The sequence below is a fragment of the Lacinutrix sp. Hel_I_90 genome (assembly GCF_000934685.1).
Lineage (GTDB): Bacteria > Bacteroidota > Bacteroidia > Flavobacteriales > Flavobacteriaceae > Lacinutrix.
Window position 1 is genome coordinate 2,066,610 of sequence record NZ_JYNQ01000001.1, and the last position, 25,776, is coordinate 2,092,385.

General features: G+C 35.7%; 21 protein-coding genes. 8 read left to right on the forward strand and 13 right to left on the reverse strand.

What is annotated here, in order from left to right:
* Positions 1-64: 64 nt before the first annotated feature.
* The 6 genes from GQ46_RS09170 to GQ46_RS09195 form a co-directional block, all read right to left on the reverse strand.
* Entirely contained in the window at positions 65-1,105 is a 1,041-nt protein-coding gene (locus tag GQ46_RS09170; RefSeq protein ID WP_044400876.1) for a VWA domain-containing protein, read from the reverse strand.
* Positions 1,106-1,132: 27 nt separating this feature from the next.
* On the reverse strand, positions 1,133-2,137 hold the full coding sequence (locus tag GQ46_RS09175; RefSeq protein ID WP_044400879.1) for a VWA domain-containing protein: 1,005 nt from the start codon (positions 2,135-2,137) through the stop codon (positions 1,133-1,135).
* Positions 2,137-3,819, reverse strand: a complete 1,683-nt coding sequence (locus tag GQ46_RS09180) for a hypothetical protein (protein ID WP_231567343.1) — start codon at positions 3,817-3,819, stop codon at positions 2,137-2,139. Before GQ46_RS09180 ends, GQ46_RS09175 begins: the two co-directional genes overlap by 1 nt.
* A 6-nt stretch (positions 3,820-3,825) precedes the next feature.
* Complete coding sequence (locus tag GQ46_RS09185) at positions 3,826-4,692, reverse strand: DUF58 domain-containing protein (protein WP_044400882.1); 867 nt, start codon at positions 4,690-4,692, stop codon at positions 3,826-3,828.
* A 116-nt stretch (positions 4,693-4,808) separates the two neighbouring features.
* Complete coding sequence (locus tag GQ46_RS09190; RefSeq protein ID WP_044400885.1) at positions 4,809-5,810, reverse strand: MoxR family ATPase; 1,002 nt, start codon at positions 5,808-5,810, stop codon at positions 4,809-4,811.
* A 148-nt stretch (positions 5,811-5,958) separates the two neighbouring features.
* Positions 5,959-6,768, reverse strand: a complete 810-nt coding sequence (locus GQ46_RS09195; protein ID WP_044400888.1) for a DUF4382 domain-containing protein — start codon at positions 6,766-6,768, stop codon at positions 5,959-5,961.
* Positions 6,769-6,939: 171 nt separating this feature from the next.
* Between GQ46_RS09195 and GQ46_RS09200 the strand changes: the two genes are divergently transcribed.
* The 4 genes from GQ46_RS09200 (at position 6,940) to GQ46_RS09215 (ending at position 10,536) form a co-directional block, all read left to right on the forward strand.
* The gene (locus GQ46_RS09200) at positions 6,940-7,806 is read left to right on the forward strand and encodes an aldo/keto reductase family oxidoreductase (RefSeq protein WP_082041735.1); all 867 of its coding nucleotides are present in this window, start codon (positions 6,940-6,942) and stop codon (positions 7,804-7,806) included.
* 113 nt (positions 7,807-7,919) lie between these two features.
* On the forward strand, positions 7,920-8,672 hold the full coding sequence (locus GQ46_RS09205; protein WP_044400894.1) for an SDR family NAD(P)-dependent oxidoreductase: 753 nt from the start codon (positions 7,920-7,922) through the stop codon (positions 8,670-8,672).
* The gene (locus tag GQ46_RS09210; RefSeq protein WP_044400897.1) at positions 8,669-9,295 is read left to right on the forward strand and encodes a hypothetical protein; all 627 of its coding nucleotides are present in this window, start codon (positions 8,669-8,671) and stop codon (positions 9,293-9,295) included. Before GQ46_RS09205 ends, GQ46_RS09210 begins: the two co-directional genes overlap by 4 nt.
* A gap of 107 nt (positions 9,296-9,402) precedes the next feature.
* Positions 9,403-10,536, forward strand: a complete 1,134-nt coding sequence (locus GQ46_RS09215) for an ATP-binding protein (protein ID WP_044404822.1) — start codon at positions 9,403-9,405, stop codon at positions 10,534-10,536.
* Positions 10,537-10,963: 427 nt separating this feature from the next.
* Here the strand turns inward: GQ46_RS09215 and GQ46_RS09220 are convergent, their stop codons facing one another.
* From GQ46_RS09220 to GQ46_RS09235, 4 genes are all read right to left on the reverse strand, one after another.
* Entirely contained in the window at positions 10,964-11,245 is a 282-nt protein-coding gene (locus GQ46_RS09220; RefSeq protein ID WP_052503442.1) for a hypothetical protein, read from the reverse strand.
* A 14-nt stretch (positions 11,246-11,259) separates the two neighbouring features.
* Positions 11,260-12,198: an OmpA family protein gene (locus GQ46_RS09225; RefSeq protein WP_044400900.1), complete on the reverse strand. Its 939-nt coding sequence runs from the start codon at positions 12,196-12,198 to the stop codon at positions 11,260-11,262.
* A gap of 166 nt (positions 12,199-12,364) precedes the next feature.
* Positions 12,365-12,583 carry a hypothetical protein gene (locus GQ46_RS09230; RefSeq protein ID WP_044400903.1) on the reverse strand — a complete coding sequence of 73 codons (219 nt, stop codon included), beginning with the start codon at positions 12,581-12,583 and terminating at the stop codon, positions 12,365-12,367.
* 197 nt (positions 12,584-12,780) lie between these two features.
* Positions 12,781-14,334, reverse strand: coding sequence for an aldehyde dehydrogenase family protein (locus GQ46_RS09235; protein ID WP_044400906.1), 1,554 nt, complete (start codon positions 14,332-14,334; stop codon positions 12,781-12,783).
* Between the two features lie 118 nt (positions 14,335-14,452).
* Between GQ46_RS09235 and GQ46_RS09240 the strand changes: the two genes are divergently transcribed.
* From GQ46_RS09240 to pbpC, 4 genes are all read left to right on the forward strand, one after another.
* On the forward strand, positions 14,453-15,526 hold the full coding sequence (locus tag GQ46_RS09240) for an isoaspartyl peptidase/L-asparaginase family protein (RefSeq protein ID WP_044400909.1): 1,074 nt from the start codon (positions 14,453-14,455) through the stop codon (positions 15,524-15,526).
* A 158-nt stretch (positions 15,527-15,684) separates the two neighbouring features.
* Positions 15,685-21,252: an alpha-2-macroglobulin gene (locus GQ46_RS09245; RefSeq protein ID WP_044400912.1), complete on the forward strand. Its 5,568-nt coding sequence runs from the start codon at positions 15,685-15,687 to the stop codon at positions 21,250-21,252.
* Between the two features lie 77 nt (positions 21,253-21,329).
* On the forward strand, positions 21,330-21,641 hold the full coding sequence (locus GQ46_RS09250; protein WP_044400915.1) for an antibiotic biosynthesis monooxygenase: 312 nt from the start codon (positions 21,330-21,332) through the stop codon (positions 21,639-21,641).
* Positions 21,638-23,986, forward strand: a complete 2,349-nt coding sequence (pbpC, locus tag GQ46_RS09255; protein WP_044400918.1) for a penicillin-binding protein 1C — start codon at positions 21,638-21,640, stop codon at positions 23,984-23,986. The genes GQ46_RS09250 and pbpC overlap by 4 nt, the downstream gene beginning before the upstream one ends.
* A 55-nt stretch (positions 23,987-24,041) precedes the next feature.
* Here the strand turns inward: pbpC and GQ46_RS09260 are convergent, their stop codons facing one another.
* The 3 genes from GQ46_RS09260 to GQ46_RS09270 form a co-directional block, all read right to left on the reverse strand.
* On the reverse strand, positions 24,042-24,569 hold the full coding sequence (locus GQ46_RS09260; protein ID WP_044400921.1) for a YciI family protein: 528 nt from the start codon (positions 24,567-24,569) through the stop codon (positions 24,042-24,044).
* 70 nt (positions 24,570-24,639) lie between these two features.
* On the reverse strand, positions 24,640-25,107 hold the full coding sequence (locus GQ46_RS09265; protein WP_044400924.1) for a CYTH domain-containing protein: 468 nt from the start codon (positions 25,105-25,107) through the stop codon (positions 24,640-24,642).
* Entirely contained in the window at positions 25,104-25,766 is a 663-nt protein-coding gene (locus tag GQ46_RS09270; RefSeq protein ID WP_044400927.1) for an NAD(P)H-binding protein, read from the reverse strand. Before GQ46_RS09270 ends, GQ46_RS09265 begins: the two co-directional genes overlap by 4 nt.
* Positions 25,767-25,776 lie beyond the last annotated feature (10 nt).

Here is a 25,776-nt window from a genome sequence, read left to right on the forward strand (position 1 = left end):
AAACGTGTTAAGGATTTTATAAAATTTAGAGTCTCAATTATTTAAAGCGCGCGCTCTAAAAAAACTAAAGGTTCTCATTGAATAGATTAAGCTTCTTCAACCATGCCGTTTTACGTTCTAACAAGAAAATATCAAGGAATAAAAGGAGAATTCCGAAACCTAAAAACCACTGAAACTGGTCTTCGAAATCGGCAAATTGCTTCGCTTCAAATTCAGTTTTATCCATTTTATTTAAGATTTCCTTTATTTCTTCAACTACTTTATCTGTGTTATTACCATTAATATAAGCACCATTAGCTTCTTTTGCTATGGTTTTTAAGGTCTCTTCGTCTAAACGGGTGATTACTGTTTCACCTTCGTTGTCTTTCTTATAATTAAGAATAACACCGTTACGTTTTATAGGAATTGGACCTCCATTTACATCGCCAACACCAATGGTGAAAATTCTAATTCCTTCTTCACTGGCTTCTTCTGCTATTCTTGCTGAAACCTCACTATGATCTTCTCCATCTGATATGATAATAAGCACGCGATTGGTTTGCTCATCGTCATCATAATAGGTTTTAGCTAACTCAATCGCCTCGTTAATTGCAGTGCCTTGAGAAGATAACATGTCTGTATTCATATTAGACAAAAACATCTTTGCTGATGCATAATCCGTTGTTATTGGCAACTGCGGAAATGCCTTACCCGCATAGGCAATAATACCGACACGATCACTCGCTAAATTATTAATAATTTGTGTGACCAATTGCTTCGATTTTTCTAATCTATTTGGCGCAATATCTTCGGCCAACATACTTTTAGAAACATCTACTGCAAAGACAATATCTACCCCTTCGCGTTTAACCGTTTCCAATTTTGAGCCATTTTTAGGATTGACTAAAGCAATGACTAAACAGGCAAAAGCCAAACATAAAATCACAATTTTTAATACGGGTTTAAACAAGGATCTGTTTGGGCTTAGCCGTTTTAACAATGTCTTATCGGCAAACTTTTTTTGGGCACTTCGTCTCCATAATTGTTGTCCTAAAAACAAAACAATTATTAATGGAATGACCAGCAATCCCCAAAACCATATTTTTTCTTCTAATAAATCAAACATCTTTAATGTTTAGTATTTTGACTTTTATTAAACAAAACTTCTAAAAATAGTAATTCGCAACAATAGCTCAATGAGTAATAAAACGCCTGCTACGCATACAAACCATCGAAATTTCTCTTCATAGTTATAGAATTTAAACTCTTCTACTTCGGTTTTTTCAAGTTTGTTTATCTCGTTATAAATTTCTACCAGCTTCTTGTTATTTGTTGCTCTAAAATATTTTCCGCCTGTTACTTGTGCAATTTCCTTTAATAAAGCCTCATCAATTTCTACCTGAACTCTTCCATACTGAAATTCGCCGTTTGGTTTGATTTGAATTGGTGATAGTGCCATCCCATTGGTTCCTAAACCAATAGTATAGGTTTTAATACCAAACTCGACGGCTAATTCACTGGCAATTGTAGGGTTTATTGCCCCTGAATTGTTTACGCCATCTGTTAATAAAATAATGACTTTACTTTTTGCTTTACTATCTTTTAGACGATTGACAGCAGTTGCCAAACCCATACCAATAGCTGTTCCTCCTTCAATAATGGTATTATATTTTATGTCCCCTAATGAACGTAAAACAATGCTTTTATCGCTTGTTATTGGTGTTTTCGTGTAGCTTTCTCCCGCATATTCTACCAAACCAATGCGATCGTTTGGTCGCCCTTTAATAAACTCTGAAGCCACATTTTTTAGTGCCTCTAAGCGATTTGGTTTTAAATCTCTTGCTAGCATACTGGCAGAAACATCGATTGCCATAACAATATCTATCCCACGGGTTGTTTTTGTTTTTGAAGAGACATCAACCGTTCTTGGTCTTGCTAAAGCAATGATTAAAAAGGTTAATGCTACCAATCTAAAAACAAATAACAAATGCTTAAATTTTGGCAACCAAGAGTTGGTGATTTTAAACCCTTTTAAGGTTGATATTTTTAGTTCTGCTGTTTGCCCTTTGTATTTAAAAAGATACCAAAGCATAGCCAACGGGAGCAATAACAACAGCCAGAAAAATTCTATATTTAAAAATTCTATGCCTTCGAACATTAGTCTTGTTTTGGTTTTACTTCAACTGAATTTAAAATGCGTGTAATCATTTGATCTGCATAATCGTCATTATCTGGTGCTGTAATAATAACTTGTTGTAATATATTTTGTACCGTGAATTGTAATAAAATAAATTTACCTGCTCTTAGTTTATCACTTCCTGGACTTGGCATATTTAATGTCCCATATGTTTTTAAGCCTTGAGCCCCACTTGGCGTTTCAAACTTGTCTCGCAACAATACGATGTCTTTTACGCCTTTAGATTCTAAGCTTTTTATGACTAACTCTGATACTTCATTCAAATCAATTTCTGGAGTGTTTGCTTCTTCTTGGGTCTCGCCTTGTTTTTGTTGTTGTGGTAATACTTGTATATTAACAGTAACACTAAACAAATCTAAAACGGTTCCATATGAAAAAGCACTTGTCTTTACCTCATTTTGATTTTCGTTTTCAGGAATTTCAACGCGCCTTAGAACTTTTGGTGTACTTATAGTAATAGGAGGGCTCCCATAGGCACTCGTTACCCAATTGCCTTCGAGTAATTCTTTACTTTCATGCCCAATGACAGTATCTTTTACGTAATCGAATCCGAATTTAATTACAAATCCTGTTATCGTTGCAAATAACAAAAACACCGAAATAAAAACGGTCACCAGTATTTTTTTACGTTTCTTTTTTCGCTCTTGAGCTTCCTTGTACTGAGCGTCCAATAGCTTCTCGTCTTCAGAAGGTTCGGGTAGAGCTTCTTGAACATGATCGATTTCTAAAGCAATGGTTTTTCTATCAATCTCGGCCAAAGCAACGTCTGGTGCAGACTTAGCAAATTTCACTAAATCGGCTCGGTTTAATATCGTTTCGATGTTTCGAATATCTTCTTTACTTAATTCTATTTGATTACCGTCTTTAAGCAAATTCAACCTTGAAACGAGTTCGGAAGTCGTACTTTCTAGTGCGCGATCGTATACTTTCTCGTCTAAATATTTTCTAATAATGAAGGTTAAATCAGAATAGTAATCTTTTAAATTTTTATTCTGTAAATAGCCACTTTCATCTAATTTCTGTAATGCTAATTTTGCACGATCATAAGGCGGAAGCAAAGCAATTTCTTCTTCTTCACTTAAGGGTTTTTGCCTCCAGATAAACCACCATAACAAGAACGCTGCTAAAGCAAACCCCAATAAAATGCCCAGTAAATACTTCCACCAATTACCCGTGCTTTTTTCAACTTCTATAATGGGTTTAATATCATACAAGCCTTGTTTAGTAGTATCTACAGCGATTTCTCGCACCTCCACGCTAAGAGAATCTGTATAAAATGCTTTAGTACCTATTAGTATTTTTTGCTTAGGAATAGTATAGGTTCCAGAATCAAATCTGGTCAATCCATATTTTTTAATAAGGTTAAATCTGGCGTCTTTTTTAGTCGTGTCTATTTTATAAGACTCTATGATCTCTAAAGCACCAAATGTTTGCCCTTCAGGAAAGATAACAACCTCTGAAGTGTCTGCTTCTACGGCAACTTTAAACGTAATTTGTTCTCCAATTTTTATAGAATCCACATCTATAGAAGACTGGACTTGACAGAAAGAGAAGAAAGAAAAAAGAGCAAAGAAAAAAGACAAAAAAACTGTTTTATTCTGCTTTAATTCATGATTCGTCATTGGTAATTCGTTATTCATCATTCTTAATTATCCTCTTCTTTTAAAATACCCCAGTAGTTTTCTTACGTAGCTTTCATCCACTCTACAATCTATAGTTCCTGCTCCTGCTTTTGCAAAACTATCCTTATAATATTCTACTTTCTCATGGTAAAATTTACTGTAGTTTTGTCGTACTTTTTTAGAGGAGGTATTGACCAACATTAACTCTCCAGATTCTTCATCCTGCATTTGCACCATTCCTAGATTTGGGATTGCTTCTTCTTTTTTATCATACACACGAATACCAGTAACATCATGTTTTCCCGCTGCAATTTTTAATGTTTGTTTATAATCGTCTGCAATAAAATCGCTCAATACAAATACTATGGCTTTTTTCTTCATCACATTACGCATGAATTTTAAGGCCTCAACGATATTTGTGCCTTTGCTTTTTGGTTCGAATTCTAGTAACTCACGAATAATTCTAAGCACGTGAGAACTTCCTTTTTTTGGCGGGATGAATAATTCAACTTGGTCTGAAAATAAAATCAGGCCTATTTTATCATTATTCTGTGTAGCAGAAAACGCTAAAGTCGCAGAAATTTCTGTAATAATTTCATTTTTAAATTGCTGATCTGTACCAAACAATTCAGAACCAGAAACATCAACCATTAATAGCATTGTTAATTCTCGTTCTTCTTCAAATACTTTAATATGAGGTTCGTTTGTACGGGCTGTAACATTCCAATCAATATTACGAACATCATCTCCATATTGGTACTGGCGCACTTCAGAAAAAGTCATACCGCGACCTTTGAAAGTAGAATGGTATTCACCTCCAAAAATATGATCAGACAACCGGCGTGTCTTAATCTCAATTTTACGTACTTTTTTAAGTAATTCTTTAGTATCCATGTATTCAGTAAACAGTTTTCAGTCTCCGTATTCAGTTATCAACTAAACCTCTAGTTTTGAGCAAGTATCCAGTACGAGTAAGCAACTGCAAACGGCGACTGAATACCGATAACTATTTAAGGTACTTCAACCACATTTACAATCTTGTTAATGATATCTTCTGAAGTGACATTTTCAGCTTCAGCTTCGTAAGTAATCCCGATTCTGTGACGCAATACATCGTGAACCACTGCTCGAACATCTTCTGGAATAACATAACCACGACGCTTAATAAAAGCATAGCATTTTGCAGCTGTTGCTAAATTAATACTTCCACGAGGCGATGCTCCAAACGAAATTAAGGGTTTTAAATCGGCAAGTTTATATTGTTCTGGAAAACGTGTTGCAAAAACAATATCGAGAATGTATTTTTCAATTTTCTCATCCATATAGACTTCGCGAACCGCTTCTTGAGCTCTTAATATTTGAGCGATAGACACTACAGGATTTACCTTCTCCCAGCTTCCTTTTAAATTCGCTCGCATAATGAGTTGCTCCTCATCTTTCTTTGGGTAATTTATCACTGTTTTTAGCATGAAACGATCCACTTGCGCTTCTGGTAAAGGATAGGTTCCTTCTTGTTCCACAGGATTCTGCGTTGCCATTACTAAAAAAGGTTTATCTAAAATAAACGTTTCATCACCAATAGTGACTTGTTTTTCCTGCATTGCTTCTAGTAAGGCAGATTGTACTTTTGCTGGCGCTCTGTTTATCTCATCTGCCAATACAAAATTGGCGAATATTGGTCCTTTTTTAATTGAGAAATCATTCTCTTTCATATTAAAAATTAAAGTCCCAACAACATCTGATGGTAATAAGTCTGGCGTAAATTGAATTCTGCTAAAGCTTGCGTCTATAGCCTTCGATAAGGTATTAATCGCTAATGTTTTTGCTAATCCGGGCACTCCTTCAAGTAAAATATGTCCTTGACCTAACAAGCCAATAAGCAACCGCTCAATCATGCCTTTCTGGCCAACGATTACCTTGTTCATTTCATAGATCAACAAATCGACAAAAGCACTTTCCTTTTCAATTTTCTCGTTAATTGATTTAATATCAATTGTATTGGTTTCTTCCATCTTTTTATAAATTTTAAACGTCGAATATAATATCGGAAATTTAGATCTGCAAATTGTCACTTTTTTAACTAATATCTTGTTAATAATTGGTTAAAAATAAAAAAGCCAGTATCATACTGATACTGGCTTTATATAAAAAAAAGACCTTTTATTCAAATGTAATGGTACCAATGTCTGTTGATGCTCCAACAACGACCTCTACATTCTCAAATATTTGAGCTGTAAATCCCGAAGCAGCATCTGGAGTGGCAGTAACGGTATAAGTTCCCGAACCAAGTCCTGCTAAAACAAATTGTCCCGTTTCATCAGCATAAGCCGAAATCGTTTCAACGCCATTAGTTGCCTCGATTAAAACTTGTAAATCCAGCGGTGTTACCATTCCTGTAATATAACCTGATTGTGCTTCAACGCTTGCTCTAATTACTGGTTTTAAATTAATATTTTCAGAATTTGAAGCCATAACAATAGACGCGTCTACATTAAAGTCAAGTAAAAAGGTGTAATTAATATTTGGTTGTAAATCTTGATTTACTTTGATTTTTAATCCTGATTGTTGTGCACTAGGCGTATTTAGAGGAAAGGTCTCTCCATCAATCACCACTGTGTTATCAGTACCCAAAACCAAGCGGATTTGATTTAAATATCCCGATGGCAATTCAAAGTCATCTAATAACAACACATCAATACCTCCTGTCAATTCGAGTAAATCGTAGACTCCAGTGTTTATTGCTTCCACACTTACCCAACCTGAATCGTCTTCACTATCATCATTCAATTTTATCATGACATCTTGAACATCTACAAATACGTTATCAAAATCGCCTGGCATATCCATTAGTCTAACAGATATTTTAGAAGTTCCCTCTACAGGGTTAGTATCATCAGATTTGTTACAGCTGAAAGCAAATACCAGTGATAATGATAAAATTGCGTAATTTAAAAATTTCATTTTATTCATAATAATAATTTTTGTTTATTAAAAGTTTGTACTCTAATTTACGTGAGCTGTGAACTTACAGACTTCTTGTAAACCCGTATTATAATAAGTTTAACAATTAAGCGTCTTTTTTTAAAGAGAATTTATAGGCTATTCCTTATTTTTAAGGAAACTATTTTAACCCGTTTTTAAGTGAACTATTCTAAAATTATTGCCGGTACTATGACTTGGGGCGTTTGGGGAAAGAAACTCTCTAAAACTGAAATGATAAAACGTATCAACCATTGTATTGAAAATGGTATTACCGCTTTTGATCACGCCGATATTTATGGTGATTATACTACAGAAGCTGAATTTGGTAGTGCTTTCGCTGAAAGCGGAGCCAACAGAAGTAGCCTTCAATTTATATCCAAATGCGGCATTCAATATTTAGGCAAAACACGCCATTATAATAAAGTGAAGCATTACGATTACAGTAAGGCCTATATAATTGCTTCGGCGGAAGCATCCCTAAAACACTTGAAAACAGAGTATTTAGACTTACTGCTATTACACAGACCTAGTCCGTTAATGGAAGCTGAAGTTATTGCCGAAGCTTTTTCACAGCTCAAAAAGCAAGGTAAAGTGAGGGCTTTTGGTGTTTCGAATTTTACACCCTCGCAGATGGACTTGATTCGAAAAGAAACGGAAGTGTCTGCGAATCAAATTGAATTTTCTTTAACGCAACATACCGCGATACATGATGGTACGCTTGATTATTTAACCACGAATAACATACAAGCCATGGCTTGGTCGCCACTAGGCACTGTTTTTAAAGAAGATACGGAGCAAATTAGACGCATTCGTAAGCAATTAGATGAATTAACACATAAGTATAATGCAACCGAAGATCAGTTATTATTAGCCTGGTTGTTAAAACATCCCGCAGCTATTCACCCAGTTATTGGAACAACCAATTTAGACAGGATGACAAATGCCGCAAAGACAGTGGCTATTGATTTAGATTTAGAAGACTGGTTTTTAATATTAGTGTCTTGTCAAGGGCATAAAGTGCCTTAACCAATTCCTAGGTAGTCAGGAATTTCATGTTATGAAAACCAATGTTACGCAGCCCAAAATAAGAGAAAAATAAACATAACTTTAAAAAGAGTCCTGCTCACGCGGGAAATAGTATGAAAAAAACAGCATTAATTACTGGGGCAACCAGTGGAATAGGAAAAGCAACCGCTCATGAATTTGCAAAACAGGGCATTCGATTAATTATTTGTGGCAGGCGCCAAGAGCGCTTGGATACGATCGAGCTAGCGTTAAGTAAGCATACCGAAGTGCACACTTTAAACTTTGATGTCAGCGACAAAGCAGCCGTTTTTGAAGCCATCGCCGCTTTACCAGAAGCCTTTAAAAACATAGATATTTTAATCAATAATGCTGGCAATGCCCATGGTTTAGATCCCATTCATGAAGGCAGTATTGCCGATTGGGATGCTATGATAGATATTAATGTAAAAGGATTACTCTATGTTAGTAAAGCGGTGATTCCGCAAATGACAGCACGCCAATCTGGACATATTATTAACATTGGCTCATCGGCTGGAAAAGAAGTTTATCCAAAAGGCAATGTGTATTGTGCTAGTAAACATGCTGTTGTTGCTATTACAGAAGGCATGCGTATCGATCTTAATCCGTTTGGAATAAAGGTGTGTGCTATTAATCCTGGATTAGTAGAGACCGAATTTTCTCAAGTGCGTTTTAAAGGTGAAAGCTTAGCAGACAATGTTTATAAAGGCTATAAAGCCTTGCAACCAGAAGATATTGCAGATGTTATTTATTTTGCTATTTCTCGTCCAGCTCATGTTAATATTGCAGACGTCTTAATGTTCTGTACGGCACAAGCTAGCTCTACTATTGTTAAGAAAGACCTATGATTGATTGGTTAAAAACGGAATGGTACCATTTGATTTCAGTATACTGTGATGATTCTTTAATTGAAGAACTTTGGACTGAAATTGAAACTAGATACACTTCGAAAACCAGATATTACCATAACCTTTTACATATTTATAATATGTTATTTCAAGCTGAAGATTTAAAAGCTGAAATTCAAGATTTAGAAGCTTTCAAATTAGCTGTTTGGTATCACGACAGTATCTATAAATCACACAAAAAAGACAACGAAGAGAAAAGTGCTGTTTTAGCTGAAAAACGCCTAAACTCATTTGGTTTCAATCCAAAACGAGTAGAAATCGTTATGAATTTGATTGTTTCAACAAAAAAACACCAAATAATTTTAAAAGAAAACAAGGATAACGCCTATCTTTTAGATCTAGATTTATCAATTCTAGGCACAGATTGGAAAACCTATAAAAGATACATAACTAACATTAGAAAGGAATACAAACGCTATCCTAATTTTATGTATAAGCCTGGACGAAAAAAAGTATTACAGTATTTTTTAGAAAGAGAAACCATCTATTTTACAGAAGCATTTCAAACCAAATATGAAAAACAGGCTAGAGAGAATTTAAAGAAAGAAATTGCGTTACTTTGATATGGATTCCACATCAAATGTGGCATAACATAGCGATAAGTCAATTGCTTACCCCAATAGAAGTTTAGAAATAACTAATAAGATTCCTGCCCGTACAGGAAATGAATATGATTAACAAACGCCTTTTAATTAAAAACCTACTTGCCCATAACGACGAGAACAGTTTCTATGACAAAAAGCGAAAAATTGATATTAGCCTAAAAGAGGGGAAAGCGAAGTTTTTAAAACACGTATGCGCACTCTCAAACAGCAATCCTAAAAACAATTCGTTTATTGTTATTGGCGTAGAAGACGAGGATAACGCTATTGTTGGTGTTGATTTTTTTGATGATTCTAAAATTCAAAACCTTATTAATGCTTACCTCACAAATCCACCAGTTGTACAGTATGAGAACATTCCATTTCCACATTTACCAGACCATAAAGTTGTTGGTTTAGTTACTATTCGCGGTAATGACGGTTTAACGTCATTACGAAAAAACATCTGGAAATATTATGGTGGCTCTGTTTTTTTTAGAGACGGTAGCATGAGCATGCCTAAAGTGTTTAAAAGCGATATTAAAGATGTTAATTCCGAAATAGTTGAAGCTATTGAAAGTCACTCGCACAATAATATCGAATACACGTTGGACGGTGTTTTCGATTTTATGAATAAACGAAAAGACTACCACCCACAATACAAAGTCTTCAAAGAATATTTTGTAGTTTGTTGGGCTGGGCAGCGTAAAGAAGTGAAAGACACCGTGTTCTTCTCACGAGTAGACATTGAGCTCATTAATGAGCAGGTTCGTTTATTTTATTCAGCTTTAGATGACGTTTCTATTTCGTTTGATGAGGACACCTTTAAAATAATAGAATACGTGTCTTTGGGGCTTCAGGACAATTTTAAATACTATCCTTTAGAAGAAACAATCATTCAATTTAACGACAACGCTAATTATACTATTGATTCTACTCTAGTGTTTCAACCACCAGAATTTGACAAAAAAGTATTGCACCATATCTACAATACTAACAATGCCATTTTAGAAAAATTAAAAAAAGGGGGCACTCTAAACCTTTCCGAAACGAGTGATCTTGAAAACTTATCTGCAACGTATTTAATCTGTTATTTAAATTTATTTCATGAAGCTATAGATAAATTAATGGAAGCAAAGCCTTACTTAAAAGCCTATAGCGATGCTGTTTATATTAAGTTTAAAGAATCTGTAAGGATTTTACGTAAAGTAAAATATAGTTAGACTGAAGTTTACCAATTATACTTTTCGTAAACTAAAATTACATCTGCTTTATCTATTTACGCTACGATTAATCATTTATTTAAATCTAAGCGCTACCAATAGACCTTTGCCATTAAGTTAATAGTTTAAAAAAACCAGTACTCCTGAAATTTTAGGAGTACTGGTTTTTGGTTTTAAAAGTATGCCGTTTATTGGCCTCTACTTGAGGTCCTTTCTATACTTTTATTTTTTGCCATCCTACATGAACAGCAACATGGGCTTGGTCTATCTAAATTAGTTTTATAAATATTGCTATTGAAGCGACTCCGCTATTTAAAATATCTAAGCATTTCCAGACTATAAAAGCTACCAAGATTTGGCTCTTTTGTTATGTTTTACATTTAGCAACTTTTAGCTTTAGCGGCATGCATCAGTAAGTACTTTAAATTTAATTAAAATCGTGTACCAAATCTCTATCTTTAGCCATCATGACCGATCGAACACCAGAATTTCCAGCACCTGAGGAAATTCCATTTCCTGAGACTACAAAACTTCCATTACTAGACTTATGAGCAGTAAGATCTGCTTCTAATTTTGAAATTCTATTTTTATAAACGTCTACGACACTAGTATTGGAAGGGTTGTTTTCTCCTAAAAATTTTCCTAAAAAATACCCCAATAAACCACAAATAAGTCCGACTAGAATTGGAATTAATAAATACATATCCATAATTTTAATTTTTGTTAATTAATTGTTACTATTACTCTTCTGTTTATAGACTGTCCGTCTTTTGTTTTATTATCTGCAATAGGTTGGTCTGGTCCATTTGAAGATGTTTCTATTTTACTTTCTAAAATCATATTTTTTACTAAATATTGCTTTACAATATTTGCCCTACTTAGTCCAAGCTTAATATTCTCTGAACGATTTCCAATATCATCAGTATGTCCAACAATTTGTATTAATGTTTTTTCATCAGCTTTATCTATATAACTGGCAATTTTAGCAAATGTTGACCTCTGCGCATTAGAGAGTTCTATGTTAGCATTTCCAATATCAAAATGAATCACTAAAGGATTGGCTTTAATCTCTTTTCCTAAACCATTTACAACGTCCTTAATATGTGTATCGCCTTCTATAACTGTCTTTATATTATAATCTAAAGGGCCATAATAAATGCCATTTGTACTTAAGATTATATCATCATCTAACTTTCCAAAAATATTGAGTGCATGTGAAGGAATGCCTTGAGAAACAAGATATGATTTTACAGAATAAGCTCGTGCTAATCCTAAATTAGGAAATGCAGAATTGTTTTGCTCATTACTTTCGTAATTCCCTATAATTTCTAATTGTTTTTTAGGATTATCAATAATATATCTTGTTAATTTAGAAACCACTTCATGTAGTTCTTCTGATAAAGGGTTAACGATTAGAAAGCCTGAGTTTTCAAAATTAAAATTGTCATTTGCATTAAATGACATTCCATTTTTAGAATCAATAGCTGAAAACACTTTTTTTGAGACTTTATCAACTTTTGATTCTTGCACGACTATCGCTCGCGCTTCACCCTTTTTTTCTTGAGCATCAAAATACCCCTTACCACCTAAAAAATAAGAGAAAATAGTTCCAAGCACAATTGTTAGTGAAATACCCAATAAATAACTGGTTTTTTTACTCATGGTAATATTGATTAATAGCTTATTGAATATTAAGTTATCAAAATATTAATATATTTTGTAAACATTTAGAGTTTAATTTCTTAAAATTCGATGAAATAAACAAAATAAACGACTAACACACAAAGGATTATAGAAACCTGGTTTCTTAAAAGCGTTTTTTTATCTTTTATTTTTTTAAACCCGAAATTACGGGCGCCTTTCCAAATTGAAAATTAATCCCAATCCCGAAATTAGAAAACTGGGCACGATCAAATCTTGATTGTAAATTAGAAGAGGTGCGAATTTTTGTTTTATCATTGCGATACATGTAGGAGAGATTAATTGAGATATTTGGTATCGCTGTGTTATTTTCATCGACCACTTTACCTAAATTTTCAACGCTCACATTCGCATCAAACTCAAGGTTGCAACTAAAAAATAGTAATGCTATAAAAAAATAAAATGGTGTTATTCGTAACTAATTTTAGTCAGCTTATTACTGTTTAAGTATAGATGCAAAAAGACTTAAAGGTTGCTTGGTAAGCTGTTAAATAAAAAAAGCCACATCTTTCGATGTGGCTTTCCAATTTGAATTAACACTTCTTATAAATCAAATTTAATCCCTTGTGCTAAAGGTAATTCATCTGAATAATTAACAGTATTTGTTTGCCTTCTCATATACACTTTCCATGCATCAGATCCAGACTCACGTCCTCCGCCAGTTTCTTTTTCACCTCCAAAAGCACCTCCAATTTCGGCACCAGAAGTTCCAATGTTTACGTTTGCGATACCACAATCTGATCCTGAGAATGATAAGAATTTTTCAGCTTCTTTCATTTCGTTAGTCATAATTGCAGACGACAACCCTTGTGCAACACCGTTTTGAGCTTCAATAGCATTTTCAACCTCTCCTGAGTACTTCATTAAGTATAAGATAGGTGCAAAAGTTTCGTGTTGTACAATTTCAAAACTATTTTCTGCTTCAATAATTGCTGGTTTTACATAGCATCCAGATTCGTAACCTTCACCTTCCAAAACACCTCCTTCAACTAATACGTTTCCGCCCTCAGCTTTTGCTTTTTCAATAGCCGCTAAATAGGTGTTTACAGACTCTTTATCGATTAATGGTCCAATATGATTTTTTTGATCTAAAGGGTTCCCAATGGTTAATTGTCCATAGGCTCCAACAATAGCATCTCTTACTTTATCGTAAACAGATTCATGAATTATTAATCGTCTTGTTGAAGTACAACGTTGTCCACAGGTTCCAACAGCTCCAAACACAGCACCAGGTACTACTACTTTTAAGTCGGCCGTTGGCGTAATAATGATGGCGTTGTTTCCACCTAATTCTAATAAGGATTTTCCAAAACGTTCTGCAACAGTTGTTCCCACAATACGTCCCATTCTTGTAGAACCTGTAGCAGATATTAATGGAATTCTTTTGTCAGTAGTCATCATTTCACCTACTTTATAATCTCCATTAATAATACAAGAAATACCTTCTGGCAAATTATTTTCTTTTAATACTCCTGCAATAATATTTTGACAAGCTATTGAGCAAAGTGGTACTTTTTCTGAAGCTTTCCAAACACAAACATCACCACAAACCCATGCTAGAGCTGTGTTCCAAGCCCAAACTGCCACTGGAAAATTAAAGGCTGAAATAATACCTACAACACCAATAGAGTGCCATTGTTCTCTCATGACGTGCCCTGGACGCTCAGAAGGCATGGTTTGACCGTTTAACTGGCGTGATAATCCTACCGCGAAATCACAGATGTCAATCATTTCCTGAACTTCACCGTAACCTTCTTGTAAAGATTTACCCATTTCATAAGACACCAATTTTCCTAATGGCTCTTTTAACTCTCTTAATTTATTTCCAAACTGGCGAACAATCTCCCCTCTTTGAGGCGCAGGCATGGCTCTAAATGTAGGATATGCAGTAGTTGCAGCATCCATCATTTTTTCATAATCTGCTTTTGTTGTTGTTGTCACTTTTGCAATTAAAGAACCGTCTGTTGGCGAATAAGAAGAAATCAATTCCCCACTTCCAAAGCTTTTAGAGCCTGTAGAGGTTCCATCATTTACATCTTTAATACCTAACTGTTGTAAGGCTTCTTTTATTCCGAAATCAGCTGAAACTGTTATCATATATAATCAATTTTTACGAATTATTTAATTTTGGTGCAAATATACTAATAAATGTGCGTTTTAAAAGTTATAGCTCTCTTAAAAATAGTAACTTTAATGTTTACAAAACCAAAACAAAATGAAAAAAACGGTATCCATGCTCTTTGTCTTTTTCGTGCTACTCAACTGTGGAGAGCTTACTCGAAAGCCCAATGAGCGTTCTGAAAACACTTCAAGTGAAAACCCTAAAGAAGCTCAAGTAAACGAATTTGCCATTGTTATTCATGGTGGTGCGGGTACTATTCTTAAAGAAAACCTGTCTGATGAAAAGGAAGCAGAATACAGAGCGAAATTAGAAGAAGCCATTCGTGTTGGTTATACAATTCTTGAAGAAGGCGGAACCAGCCTCGATGCTGTTGAGAAAACCATCAACGTTTTAGAAGACTCCCCATTATTCAACGCTGGAAAAGGCGCTGTATTTACTAATGCTGAAACCAATGAGCTTGATGCTTCAATAATGGACGGCAGTAATTTAAATGCAGGGGCTTCCGCAGGAACTAAAACGGTAAAAAACCCTATTAATTTAGCGCGAAAAATAATGGAAAATTCACCACATGTCATGATGGCTGGCGATGGCGCAGAAACCTATGCAAAAGAACAGGGTTTAGAATTGGTGTCTCCAGAGTATTTCTATGTTGAAAATAGAATGCAATCCTTAAAAAGAGTAAAGGAAAAAGACGCACAAAAAGAAAGTGATAATGCCTCGGCATTTTACGATGCAACTATTAAAGACAGTAAATTTGGTACTGTTGGTTGTGTCGCTCTGGATAAAAATGGCAACCTTGCTGCTGGAACTTCTACTGGCGGGATGACCAATAAAAGATATGGTCGTATTGGCGATGTGCCAATTATTGGAGCTGGAAACTACGCCAATAACGCGACTTGTGCTATATCTGGTACTGGCTGGGGAGAATTTTTTATTCGTGCAACAGTCGCCCATGATATTTCTGCTTTAATAGAATACAAAGGAGTATCATTAAAAGAAGCCGCGAACGAAGTCATTCAGAAAAAAGTCCCTGCACTGGGAGGAGATGGCGGCATAATTGCGGTGGATAAATATGGAAATATGGAAATGAATTTCAATACTGCTGGTATGTATCGCGCTGCTATGAATGATAAGGGTGAATTGGTTATTGGCATTTTTAAAGAATAATGTGTAACAGACCTACTAGTCTTTAAATACCTGTGATGACTTCTTACTATAACGCATACTCAAACAAACCAAACGCATACTATTTTATTGATAACGTATAGTATATCTCATACAACAACCACAATACCCTCCACTAATTTTACCGAAAACTATAGATCATGCAATTAACATCACGCCTTGCCGTACTAATCTTTATTATTCTTGCAACTTCTTGTAAAAAAGAAGTCGTTGAAACCGATAATCTTTTCAAATTTAGAGACTACATTAGCTATACAACTTCTGGCCGTGTGTCTGTTGCCAAGCCAATCACGATTAATCTAAATAAAGAAGTGCAAGGTTGGGATTTAGACCAAAATATCACAGACGACATTGTCTCATTTAGTCCTAATGTGTCAGGACGTTTAATTGCTAAAAGCAAACATTCGTTAGTGTTCTACCCAGACGAACCTTTAAAACCAGATACAGAATATACGACTACGGTAAAATTGGGGGCTATTTATTCTGATATCCCTTCAGAATTAAAAAACTACACCTTTCAATTTAAGACCATTACACCAAATTTTAATGTTGTCACCAATGATTTACAGTCGTACAGCAAAGCATGGCAATATCTTTTAGGGGTTGTAAAATCTGCTGATGATATTACTATTGAAGAAGCAAAACAGCTCGTTTCTGCCAGTCAGGATGGTAAAAATTTAAAAATAGAATGGAATGAATCAAGTCTACCGCAACGTGTTTTCGAATTTAAAATCGACAGCATCAATCGTAAAGTTGAAGACTCAAAAATAGAAGTCAAATGGAATGGAAAAGCAATAAGTGCTGACCATTCTGGCAGTAATCTCGTTACCATTCCAGGTAAAAATAATTTTACGATTACACGTATTGACGTGGTTCAAAACCCTGAGCAATATCTACTCATTAATTTTTCTGACCCTATTAAAAAAGAACAAAATTTTGATGGATTGGTAACCATTCAGAATGCTAAAAGCCCAAAATATATTGTTGACGGCAATATATTAAAAGCCTACCCTGATACTAAAATAAATGGGACTGTTCTGGTCGATGTGTTTCAAGGGATTAAAAACACCGATGGCTATAAATTAAAGCAGCCCTTTTCTGAAACTATTTCTTTTGAAGAAGTTAAGCCTCAAGTCCGTTTGGTTAATAATGGTGTGATTTTGCCTAACTCACAAGAGTTGAAATTCAATTTTGAAGCCGTCAATTTAAAAGCTGTAGATATTAAAGTGATTAAAATTTTTGAAGATAATATTCTACAGTTTTTACAGGATAACGAATTGCATGGCGGTAATGATCATAGTATTCGGCAAGTAGGTCGCCGCATCGTTACAAAAACGATGCTATTAACCAGCGAAGCGGCTCAGGACAATGACAAATGGAAAACCTATAGTGTAGATTTATCTCGTTTATTCAAAGCAGATCAAGGTGCCATTTATCGTATAGAAGTCGAATTTAAAAAGGAATATTCACTTTACGACTGTAACGTAAATCGTGAAATTACTAATTCTGAAAACAACGAAGACTACTACGAAGCGGATTATTACTATGATGACTCTAACGAAAGTACAACCGAAGACGACGCGCTTCGCGAAGAAGCCTATTGGGATAATGTAACCTATCGCTATAGAAACAACAATTACAATTGGCGTGAACGCGACAATCCTTGTCATGATGCGTATTATAATACAGATCGTATTGTCGCACAAAACTTAATGGCATCAAATCTGGGCGTTATTGCTAAAAAAGGCGCAACTAACGAGTACTTTTTTGCAGTTACTAATATTTTAAGCACCAATGTAGAAGCCGATGCAACAGTTAAAATTTACAACTATCAGCAACAGGAGATTGCAAGTACCACAACAGATGTTGATGGCTTGGCAACCATTAGCTCTGAGAAACGTGCCGCTTTTGCCATCGTTTCCAAGCAAAACAATCACACCTACATTAAACTAAAAGACGGCAATTCCCTATCGTTAAGCAAATTTGACGTTTCCGGAAATCAGTTACAAAGAGGTCTTAAGGGATACATCTATGGCGAACGTGGTGTTTGGAGACCTGGAGATTCACTACACCTGTCTTTTATTTTAGATGATAATGCTAACAAGTTACCCAAAGGACACCCTGTGAAAATGGAAGTGACAGATCCTAACGGAAAGCTCGCTTACAAAAATATTACTAGCGATAACCTAAATAATTTCTACACCTTTACAGTACCAACGACGACCGAAAGCAAGACAGGAAATTGGAATGCTAAAGTGAGTGTTGGTGGCGCCACGTTTTACAAAGGCTTAAAAGTGGAAACCGTAAAACCTAACCGCCTTAAAATTAAAGTCGATTTTAAAGATGAAATCTTATCTGGTTCTGCACCACTTAGTGGTACGCTTAACGTCAACTGGTTACACGGTGCGCCAGCAAAAAACGTAAAGACTGAAATTAAAGCAAAATTTAGCAATGCCTCTGCGCCTTTTAAAAACTATAAACACTATGTGTTTAGTGATCCCTCTCGTACTTTTTCTGGTGATGAAATCACTATTTTTGAAGGTAATGTAAACGAAGCTGGTTTTACAGAAATCACTAATAAGCTAAGTGTTGGAAAAAATGCGCCAGGCATGTTAAACGTACAGTTTCTAGTACGTGCCTTTGAAAATGGTGGAGACTTTTCTATGGATGCTTTTACAAAACAATACGCGCCATACGCGTCTTTTGTGGGTTTGAAATCACCTAAAGATCGCGCCTATGGTTCTTTTTACACAGATGAAAACCAGACTTTTGATATAGTTGTGGTTGATGATCAAGGCATGCCAATACAACGAAACGGACTAGAAGTAAAAGTGTATAAAGTGGAATGGCGCTGGTGGTGGAACTCCTCTTATGATAACTTATCAAAATACACCTCAAGCAGCTTTCATAAACCATTTATGAACAGTACCATAAATACTGATGCTAAAGGCAAGGCAAGTTTTAATATTAACGTCCCGGAAGAAGCGGGTGGTCGTTATTTAATTCGTGTATACGATCCAAAAAGTGGTCACGCCACTGGCCGCACCGCCTATTTTTACAAAAACTGGTGGAAAAAACAACCCTCAGGGGATAAAGAAGCCGCAAAAATGTTAGTCTTTGCTGCAGATAAAGAAAATTATAATGTTGGTGAAACAGCAAAAATCACGTTTCCAAGTGGTACAGAAGGCCGTGCCTTAATTTCTATTGAAAATGGCACTGAAGTGATTGAGCACCAATGGATAAAAACAAATCAGGGTGAAACGGTTGTAAAAATTCCAATCACTAAAAAAATGGCTCCAAATGTGTTTGTTAATATTTCCTTATTACAACCGCATGCCACTACCGCTAACGATTTACCCATAAGGTTATATGGATTAATTCCGTTGTTAGTAGAAGACCCAAATACTAAATTAGAGCCTGAGATTAAAATGCCTAGTGTATTACGTCCAGAAGAAGAGTTTACGGTAATTGTTTCAGAAAAAAACAACAAACCCATGACCTATACCATTGCGATGGTTGAAGAAGGTTTGCTCGATCTTACCCGTTTTAAAACACCAAATGCTTGGGACGAATTTTACGCTCGAGAGGCATTAGGTGTAAAAACCTGGGATATGTTTGATGATGTTATTGGTGCTTATAGTGGGAGTATCGATCAAGTTTTTGCTATTGGTGGTGATGGTAGTGCAGCTGGCGGAAAAAACAAAAAAGCAAACCGATTCAAGCCTGTTGTTAAATTTTTGGGACCTTTTAAAATGGAAGCTGGCGGAAGCCAAGCGCACACCCTTAAAATGCCAAATTATATTGGTGCCGTTCGCACCATGATTGTGGCTGGAAATGTGGACAATGAAGCTTACGGAAGCGCAGACAAATCGGTAGAAGTTAAAAAGCCATTGATGGTCTTAGCGACACTTCCACGTAAGTTGAGTCCAGGCGAAAAAGTAACCTTACCAGTTACCGTTTTTGCTATGGAACCAAACGTGAAAAATGTAACTATAAAGCTAAAACTGAGCGATGGCATTTCAGTCGTTGGTGAAGCATCAAAAAACTTAACCTTTGCTAAGCCAGACGAACAAATGACCTATTTTGAGTTGGATGTTAGCAAAGCTAATGGCAGCAATACCGTTGAAGTCATTGCCACAGGAAATGGCGAAAAATCAACTTATAAAGTGGCATTGGATGTGGTGAACCCGAATCCGATAACCTCGAAAATATTGGATGAAACCTTAAAGGGAATTGGATCTAAAACTTTAGATTTTTCAACCTTTGGCGTTCCTGGAAGCAATAGCGCCACGGTCGAATTTTCAACAATGCCTCCAATGGATTTCTCTCGCAGATTACAATACTTGGTGCAATATCCTCATGGTTGTGTAGAGCAAATGACCTCGAGTGTATTTCCGCAGTTATTCTTAAACGACATTTTCGATTTGCCTTTAAAGAAAAAGCAAGAGATTCAGTCGAATATTACCAATGGTATTAAACGTTTAGGAAACTTCCAAAGGCCAAATGGCGGCATGAGCTATTGGATGGGAGAAAATAATGCTAATGATTGGGGAACTAGCTATTCTGGGCACTTTATGATTGAAGCTGAAAAACAAGGCTATGTATTACCATTAACCTTTAAAACGAACTGGATAAAGTACCAAAAGCAAGCGGCTCGCGAATGGCGCCCAAGCTACAAAACCTATAATAGTGATTTAGCACAGGCTTATCGCCTATATACCTTGGCTTTGGCTGGCAGCCCAGATTTGGGTGCTATGAATCGTTTGCGAGAATTTAGCGAAATTTCTAATGAAGCGAAATGGCGATTAGCAGCGGCCTACGCCTTAGCAGGACAAAAGGAGGCTAGTGAGCAAATTTCGAAAACGGCCAATATAGAATTTCAACCACCAAGATATAATTATTATACCTATGGCTCATTAAACAGAAATCGTGCGATGGCTTTAGAAACGATGATTATAACTAAAGACAAACGCGCACGAGAACTCTCGGAGGGTATTGCAAAGGCATTATCGAGTGAGTCATGGATGAGTACGCAAACTACAGCCTATAGCTTAATGGCAATGGCAAAAATGGTAAAAGCCAATGGTGGTAAATCTGTGAATCTAGAATACACAATGAATGGTAAAACCCAAACCATTAACACGAAGAGCGCCATTGCACAACGTGAGTTAACAGTTAAACAAGGCGGAAACACACTCGCATTTAAAAACAATCAAGACAACGTGGTTTATGTGCGTGTTTTAAACTCTGGTAAACTGCCCTTAGGTGAAGAAATCACAGCACAACGTGGCTTAAGTATAAGTGTCGCTTATAAAGATTTAAAAGGGAATACTATCGCTATTAACAAGTTGCAACAAGGTCAGGATTTTATGGCAACAGTTACCGTTTCAAACCTTAAAAATGAACGGGTGAGTGACGTCGCACTCACGCAAATATTTCCATCAGGTTGGGAAATTGTGAATACCCGTTTTACAGCCTATGGCAGTAACACTAATAGTCAAGCTCGTTATACAGATATTCGTGACGACCGGGTGAATTTCTATTTTGATTTGAATAAAAAAGGTCAATACGGAAGTAATACGTTTAATGTCATGCTCAATGCGTCCTATTTAGGTACGTATTATTTATACGGTGTGCAAGCGGAAGCGATGTATGACCATGACTTTTTAGTGCGAACCAAAGGACAATGGGTTACTGTAGAGAAATAAAATAATGAGAACCTACAAGGTTTTTGAAACCTTGCAGGTTTGCCATTAAAACACCCTCCTGTATGGAAGTAAAATAAATGAATAAAACCTTCAAGCCCTATTACGCCGTAATCTTCACTTCTACTAGAACTGAAGGCGAAAACGGCTACTCTGAAATGTCAGAACTCATGGAAACCTTAGCAAAAAAACAAGAGGGTTTTATTAGTATGGATTCTGCAAGAAGCGACCTTGGAATTACTGTTAGTTATTGGGAATCTTTAGAAGCCATAAAAAACTGGAAACAGCACACCGATCATATTGTAGCGCAAAAAAAAGGAATACAGGAGTGGTACCGTTGGTATCATGTACGCATTTGTAAAGTAGAACGTGAGTATGATTTTAACAAATGAAAATAATAGCCTACATAAAACGACATAAAATAAAATCTGTAATCTTAGCAGTGCTTTTAGTGGCCTATTACTTTTGCTTACCCAAGCAATTATTCAAAGCCCCAACAGCCACGGTCATTACAAGTGCAACTAACGATTTACTAGGTGCACAAATTGCCAAAGATGGCCAATGGCGATTTCCAAAAAGAGATGCTGTACCTGAAAAATTTAAGGTTTGTATCGTTAATTTTGAAGATGAGTACTTCTATCAACACCCTGGTTTTAATCTTGTTTCAATTTTTAAAGCCTTGAAACAGAATGTGTATTCTGGCGAAGTAAAGCGTGGTGGAAGCACATTAACACAGCAAGTCATTCGCTTATCTCGAAAAGGACAATCCCGCACCTATATTGAAAAAATAAAAGAACTCATTCTTGCTACACGATTAGAATTGAGGTATAGTAAAGAAGACATCCTGGCCTATTATGCCAGTTATGCACCTTTTGGAGGAAATGTTGTTGGTGTTGATGCCGCTTCATGGCGCTATTTTAATAGAAATCCTAACGAACTCTCCTGGTCTGAAAGTGCCACATTGGCTGTTTTACCAAATGCACCTAGCCTAATCTACCCAGGGAAAAACCAAAAACGACTACTAACAAAGCGTAATCGATTATTAAAAAAATTACTCGGTCAGCAAATTATTGATAGCCTTACTTACGACTTATCCATTGCAGAAGGATTACCACAAAAACCATATCCCTTGCCTCAAATTGCACCACATTTATTACAAAAAGTGTCCAACACGAATGCTGGTGAACGCATACAAACCACTATTAATACCAAACTACAACAACAAACAAATCACATTGTTTTTAATCATTATAACCTCTTAAAACAAAATGAAATTTTTAATATTGCAGTCTTAGTGTTGGATGTTAAAACGCGTAAAGTGCTAACTTATGTTGGGAATACGCCAACAGATAAAGCGCATCAAAAAGATGTGGATATCATTAATAAGGCACGCAGTACCGGGAGTATTTTAAAGCCTTTTTTATATGCCGCGATGCTGGATGCTGGTGACTTACTGCCAAATGCATTGGTGCCAGATGTGCCTTCACAATTCGGGAATTATTCACCACAAAATTATTATAAAGAATTTGATGGTGCTGTACCAGCAAGTCGCGCTTTATCACGCTCTCTCAATGTACCTGCGGTATGGATGCTTCAAGATTTTGGACTTGATCGTTTTCATCATTATTTAAAAGCTTTAGAATTAAAAGATATCAAGTATGACGCGAACCATTATGGCTTGTCTTTAATTTTGGGTGGTGCTGAAAGTAATTTATGGGATTTATGTAAAAGCTACGCTAGCTTTTCTTCAACGCTTAATCACTTTAATGACACCTCAAGTGAATATTTTTCAAATGAATTTTGTGAACCTACTTTTTTAGCTTCGGAAGTTATTGACTTCGGAAAAAAATCTACAGAAAAAACGGTGTTTAATGCGGCTTCCATATATCTTACTTACGAGAGTTTAAAAGAGGTGAACCGTCCCGAAAGAGACGAAAATTGGGAGTTTTTTGATGGTTCAAAACAAATCGCTTGGAAAACAGGAACCAGTTTTGGTTTTCGTGATGCCTGGGCCATCGGCACAACAAAGGATTATGTTGTAGGTGTTTGGGTGGGCAATGCCGATGGAGAAGGGCGCCCTGGCTTAGTTGGCGTGCAAACAGCTGCACCCATTTTATTTGATGTTTTCGATTTACTTCCAAATAGCAATTGGTTTGATAAGCCATTTGATGACCTACAAGAAATAGCAATTTGTGAAAAAAGCGGCTATCGCGCTAGTGAAAATTGTGACAAAATACTCAAACAATTTGTTCAACTTAGTGGGCTAAAAACAAAACCCTGCCCTTATCACAAACGTATTCACTTAGATAAAAACGAATTGCATCAAGTAAATTCGTCTTGCGAAGATTTAAACCAGATCACGCATAAGTCCTGGTTTGTATTACCGCCGCTAATGGAATTCTATTACAAAATTAAAAATCCGTTTTACAAACCACTACCCCCTTTTAGAAACGATTGTGTTACTAATGCTTCAGTGAGCATGCAATTTATTTACCCTAAAGTATCGAGCACCATTTTTCTTCCAAAGGATTTTGACGGACAAACCAATGAACTCATATTGAAAGTGGCCCATTCAAAACCAGAATCTACATTATACTGGTATTTAGACCACACATTTGTTGGCACAACAAAAGACATTCATGATTTACCTGTTATTCCTTCAGAAGGAAAACATCTAATAACTGTTGTTGATCAATTTGGAAATGATATTCAAAGAACCATAGAGGTAAGTAAATAATTCTCGTTAATCTCATCGGTTACTAATTAAAGCATTAAGCTTTTCTGAATCCTTTTTATCTTAAATGATACCCTTTTGCTGCCCACCACGGGTGAATTTCAACTTCTAACCGCCCGGCTTTCACTATAGGATCAGATTTTGCTAAACTATCTGCCATAGCAAGCGTTGGTACATTATAAATAGTAACACCTCTAATGTCTCCATCGTCAATAAAGGGTTCAGAAATATCTGCATAACCTAGAGCATACATTTTTTCTAAATGACTAAGGTGTTCTTCCTGTAAAATAACAACTTCTTCTTCATTTTGATTTACAATAGGTCCCTTTTTTAAAAACGCCATAAAATATTTTTGCATGATTATGGTGTCTTTTGTTTTCTTGTCAACATAATCAAAAGTTTCAAAACCTTGTGTTTTTAAAGTTTCAAGTATCTGCTTTGCTGTTGGTTTGACTTGGGTTCCGGTCTTCTCTATTGCAATCTCAAGTGGAGCTTCTTCTGGAATCTCTTTTGGGATTTCAACCACTTTGGTTTCATCTTTACAAGCTGAAACAATAATTAATAAAATAAAAAATGCTTTTCTCATACCATCTGTTTTTATTCATTTCCTGATCCCGATTCTGAAACTCTTAGACGCCAGGACATGTGTTCATTATTTACCATTTACAAAATGGATGTTTACTTATTTGTGAATTATAATATTTAGTCTCTCCAGTAACTTCTTTGCCTAGCCAATCTGGTTTTGTAAAGTGTTCATTTTCTGAATTTAGTTCCACCTCTGCAATAATTAAACCTTCATTATTTTCAAAAAACTCATCAACCTCAAAAGTGTGATTGTCAACTTTTATTTCATAGCGTATTTTATCGATGACCGCTTCTTTACAGAGCTTTAAAAGCGCTTCAGCTTCAGCTTTAGAAATTTCTTTTTCCCATTCAAAACGCGACATTCCATTTTTTGAAGACTCCCCTTTTATAGTTAAAAAGCCTTTTTCACCTCTTAATCTTACACGAACGGTTCGCTTTTTATCTGTGCTTAAAAAGCCTTGAATGATGCGTGTGGAATTAAAGGCTTCCGTTTTAAAAGCTTCGGAATTTACTAAAAATTTACGTTCTATTTCTATCATGCCTTATCTGAAATTTTTTGAATAACACCTGATTTTATCCTACCACTTTCATAAGGGTTATTTGCTAGCCATACCATCGCACTTGCAATGGTTTCGGGATGAATAGATTTATATTTCTTTAGCGCTCCAATTAAAAAAGGGTTTATCAGTTTCATAAGGACTTTAGCGACATATTCCCCCAATCGCTTCTCCTCACGTTCTCCACCAATTAATGCGGGTTGCATAACATATATGGTATCTATATTTTTCGATAATACCGTATTTTCCATTAATCCTTTAATACGGTTATAAAATAGTTTACTCTCTGCATCTGCCCCTAAAGCCGAAATAACAATAAAATTATTGATGCCGTTTTCTGCTGCTAACTTTGCTGCAGCAACCGGAATTACGTAATCTATTTTTTTATAAAGCACTTCGTCTTTTGTTTTCGCTTTCGTTGTGCCGATACAACAAAACACATCATCTGCTACAAAATCCTTTTTGTAATTTTCCAATTCAAAAAGGTCAATAAGGTGTTCTTCTATTTTATCGTGAGAAATCTCACAAGCGCTTCGACTAAACAAAATAATCTTAGAGTAACGTGCATCTGCTAAAAGTTGCTGTAATACTTTGCCACCCGTTAATCCAGTTGCACCTAAAATAATTGCCGATTTACTCATTTCTAAAATT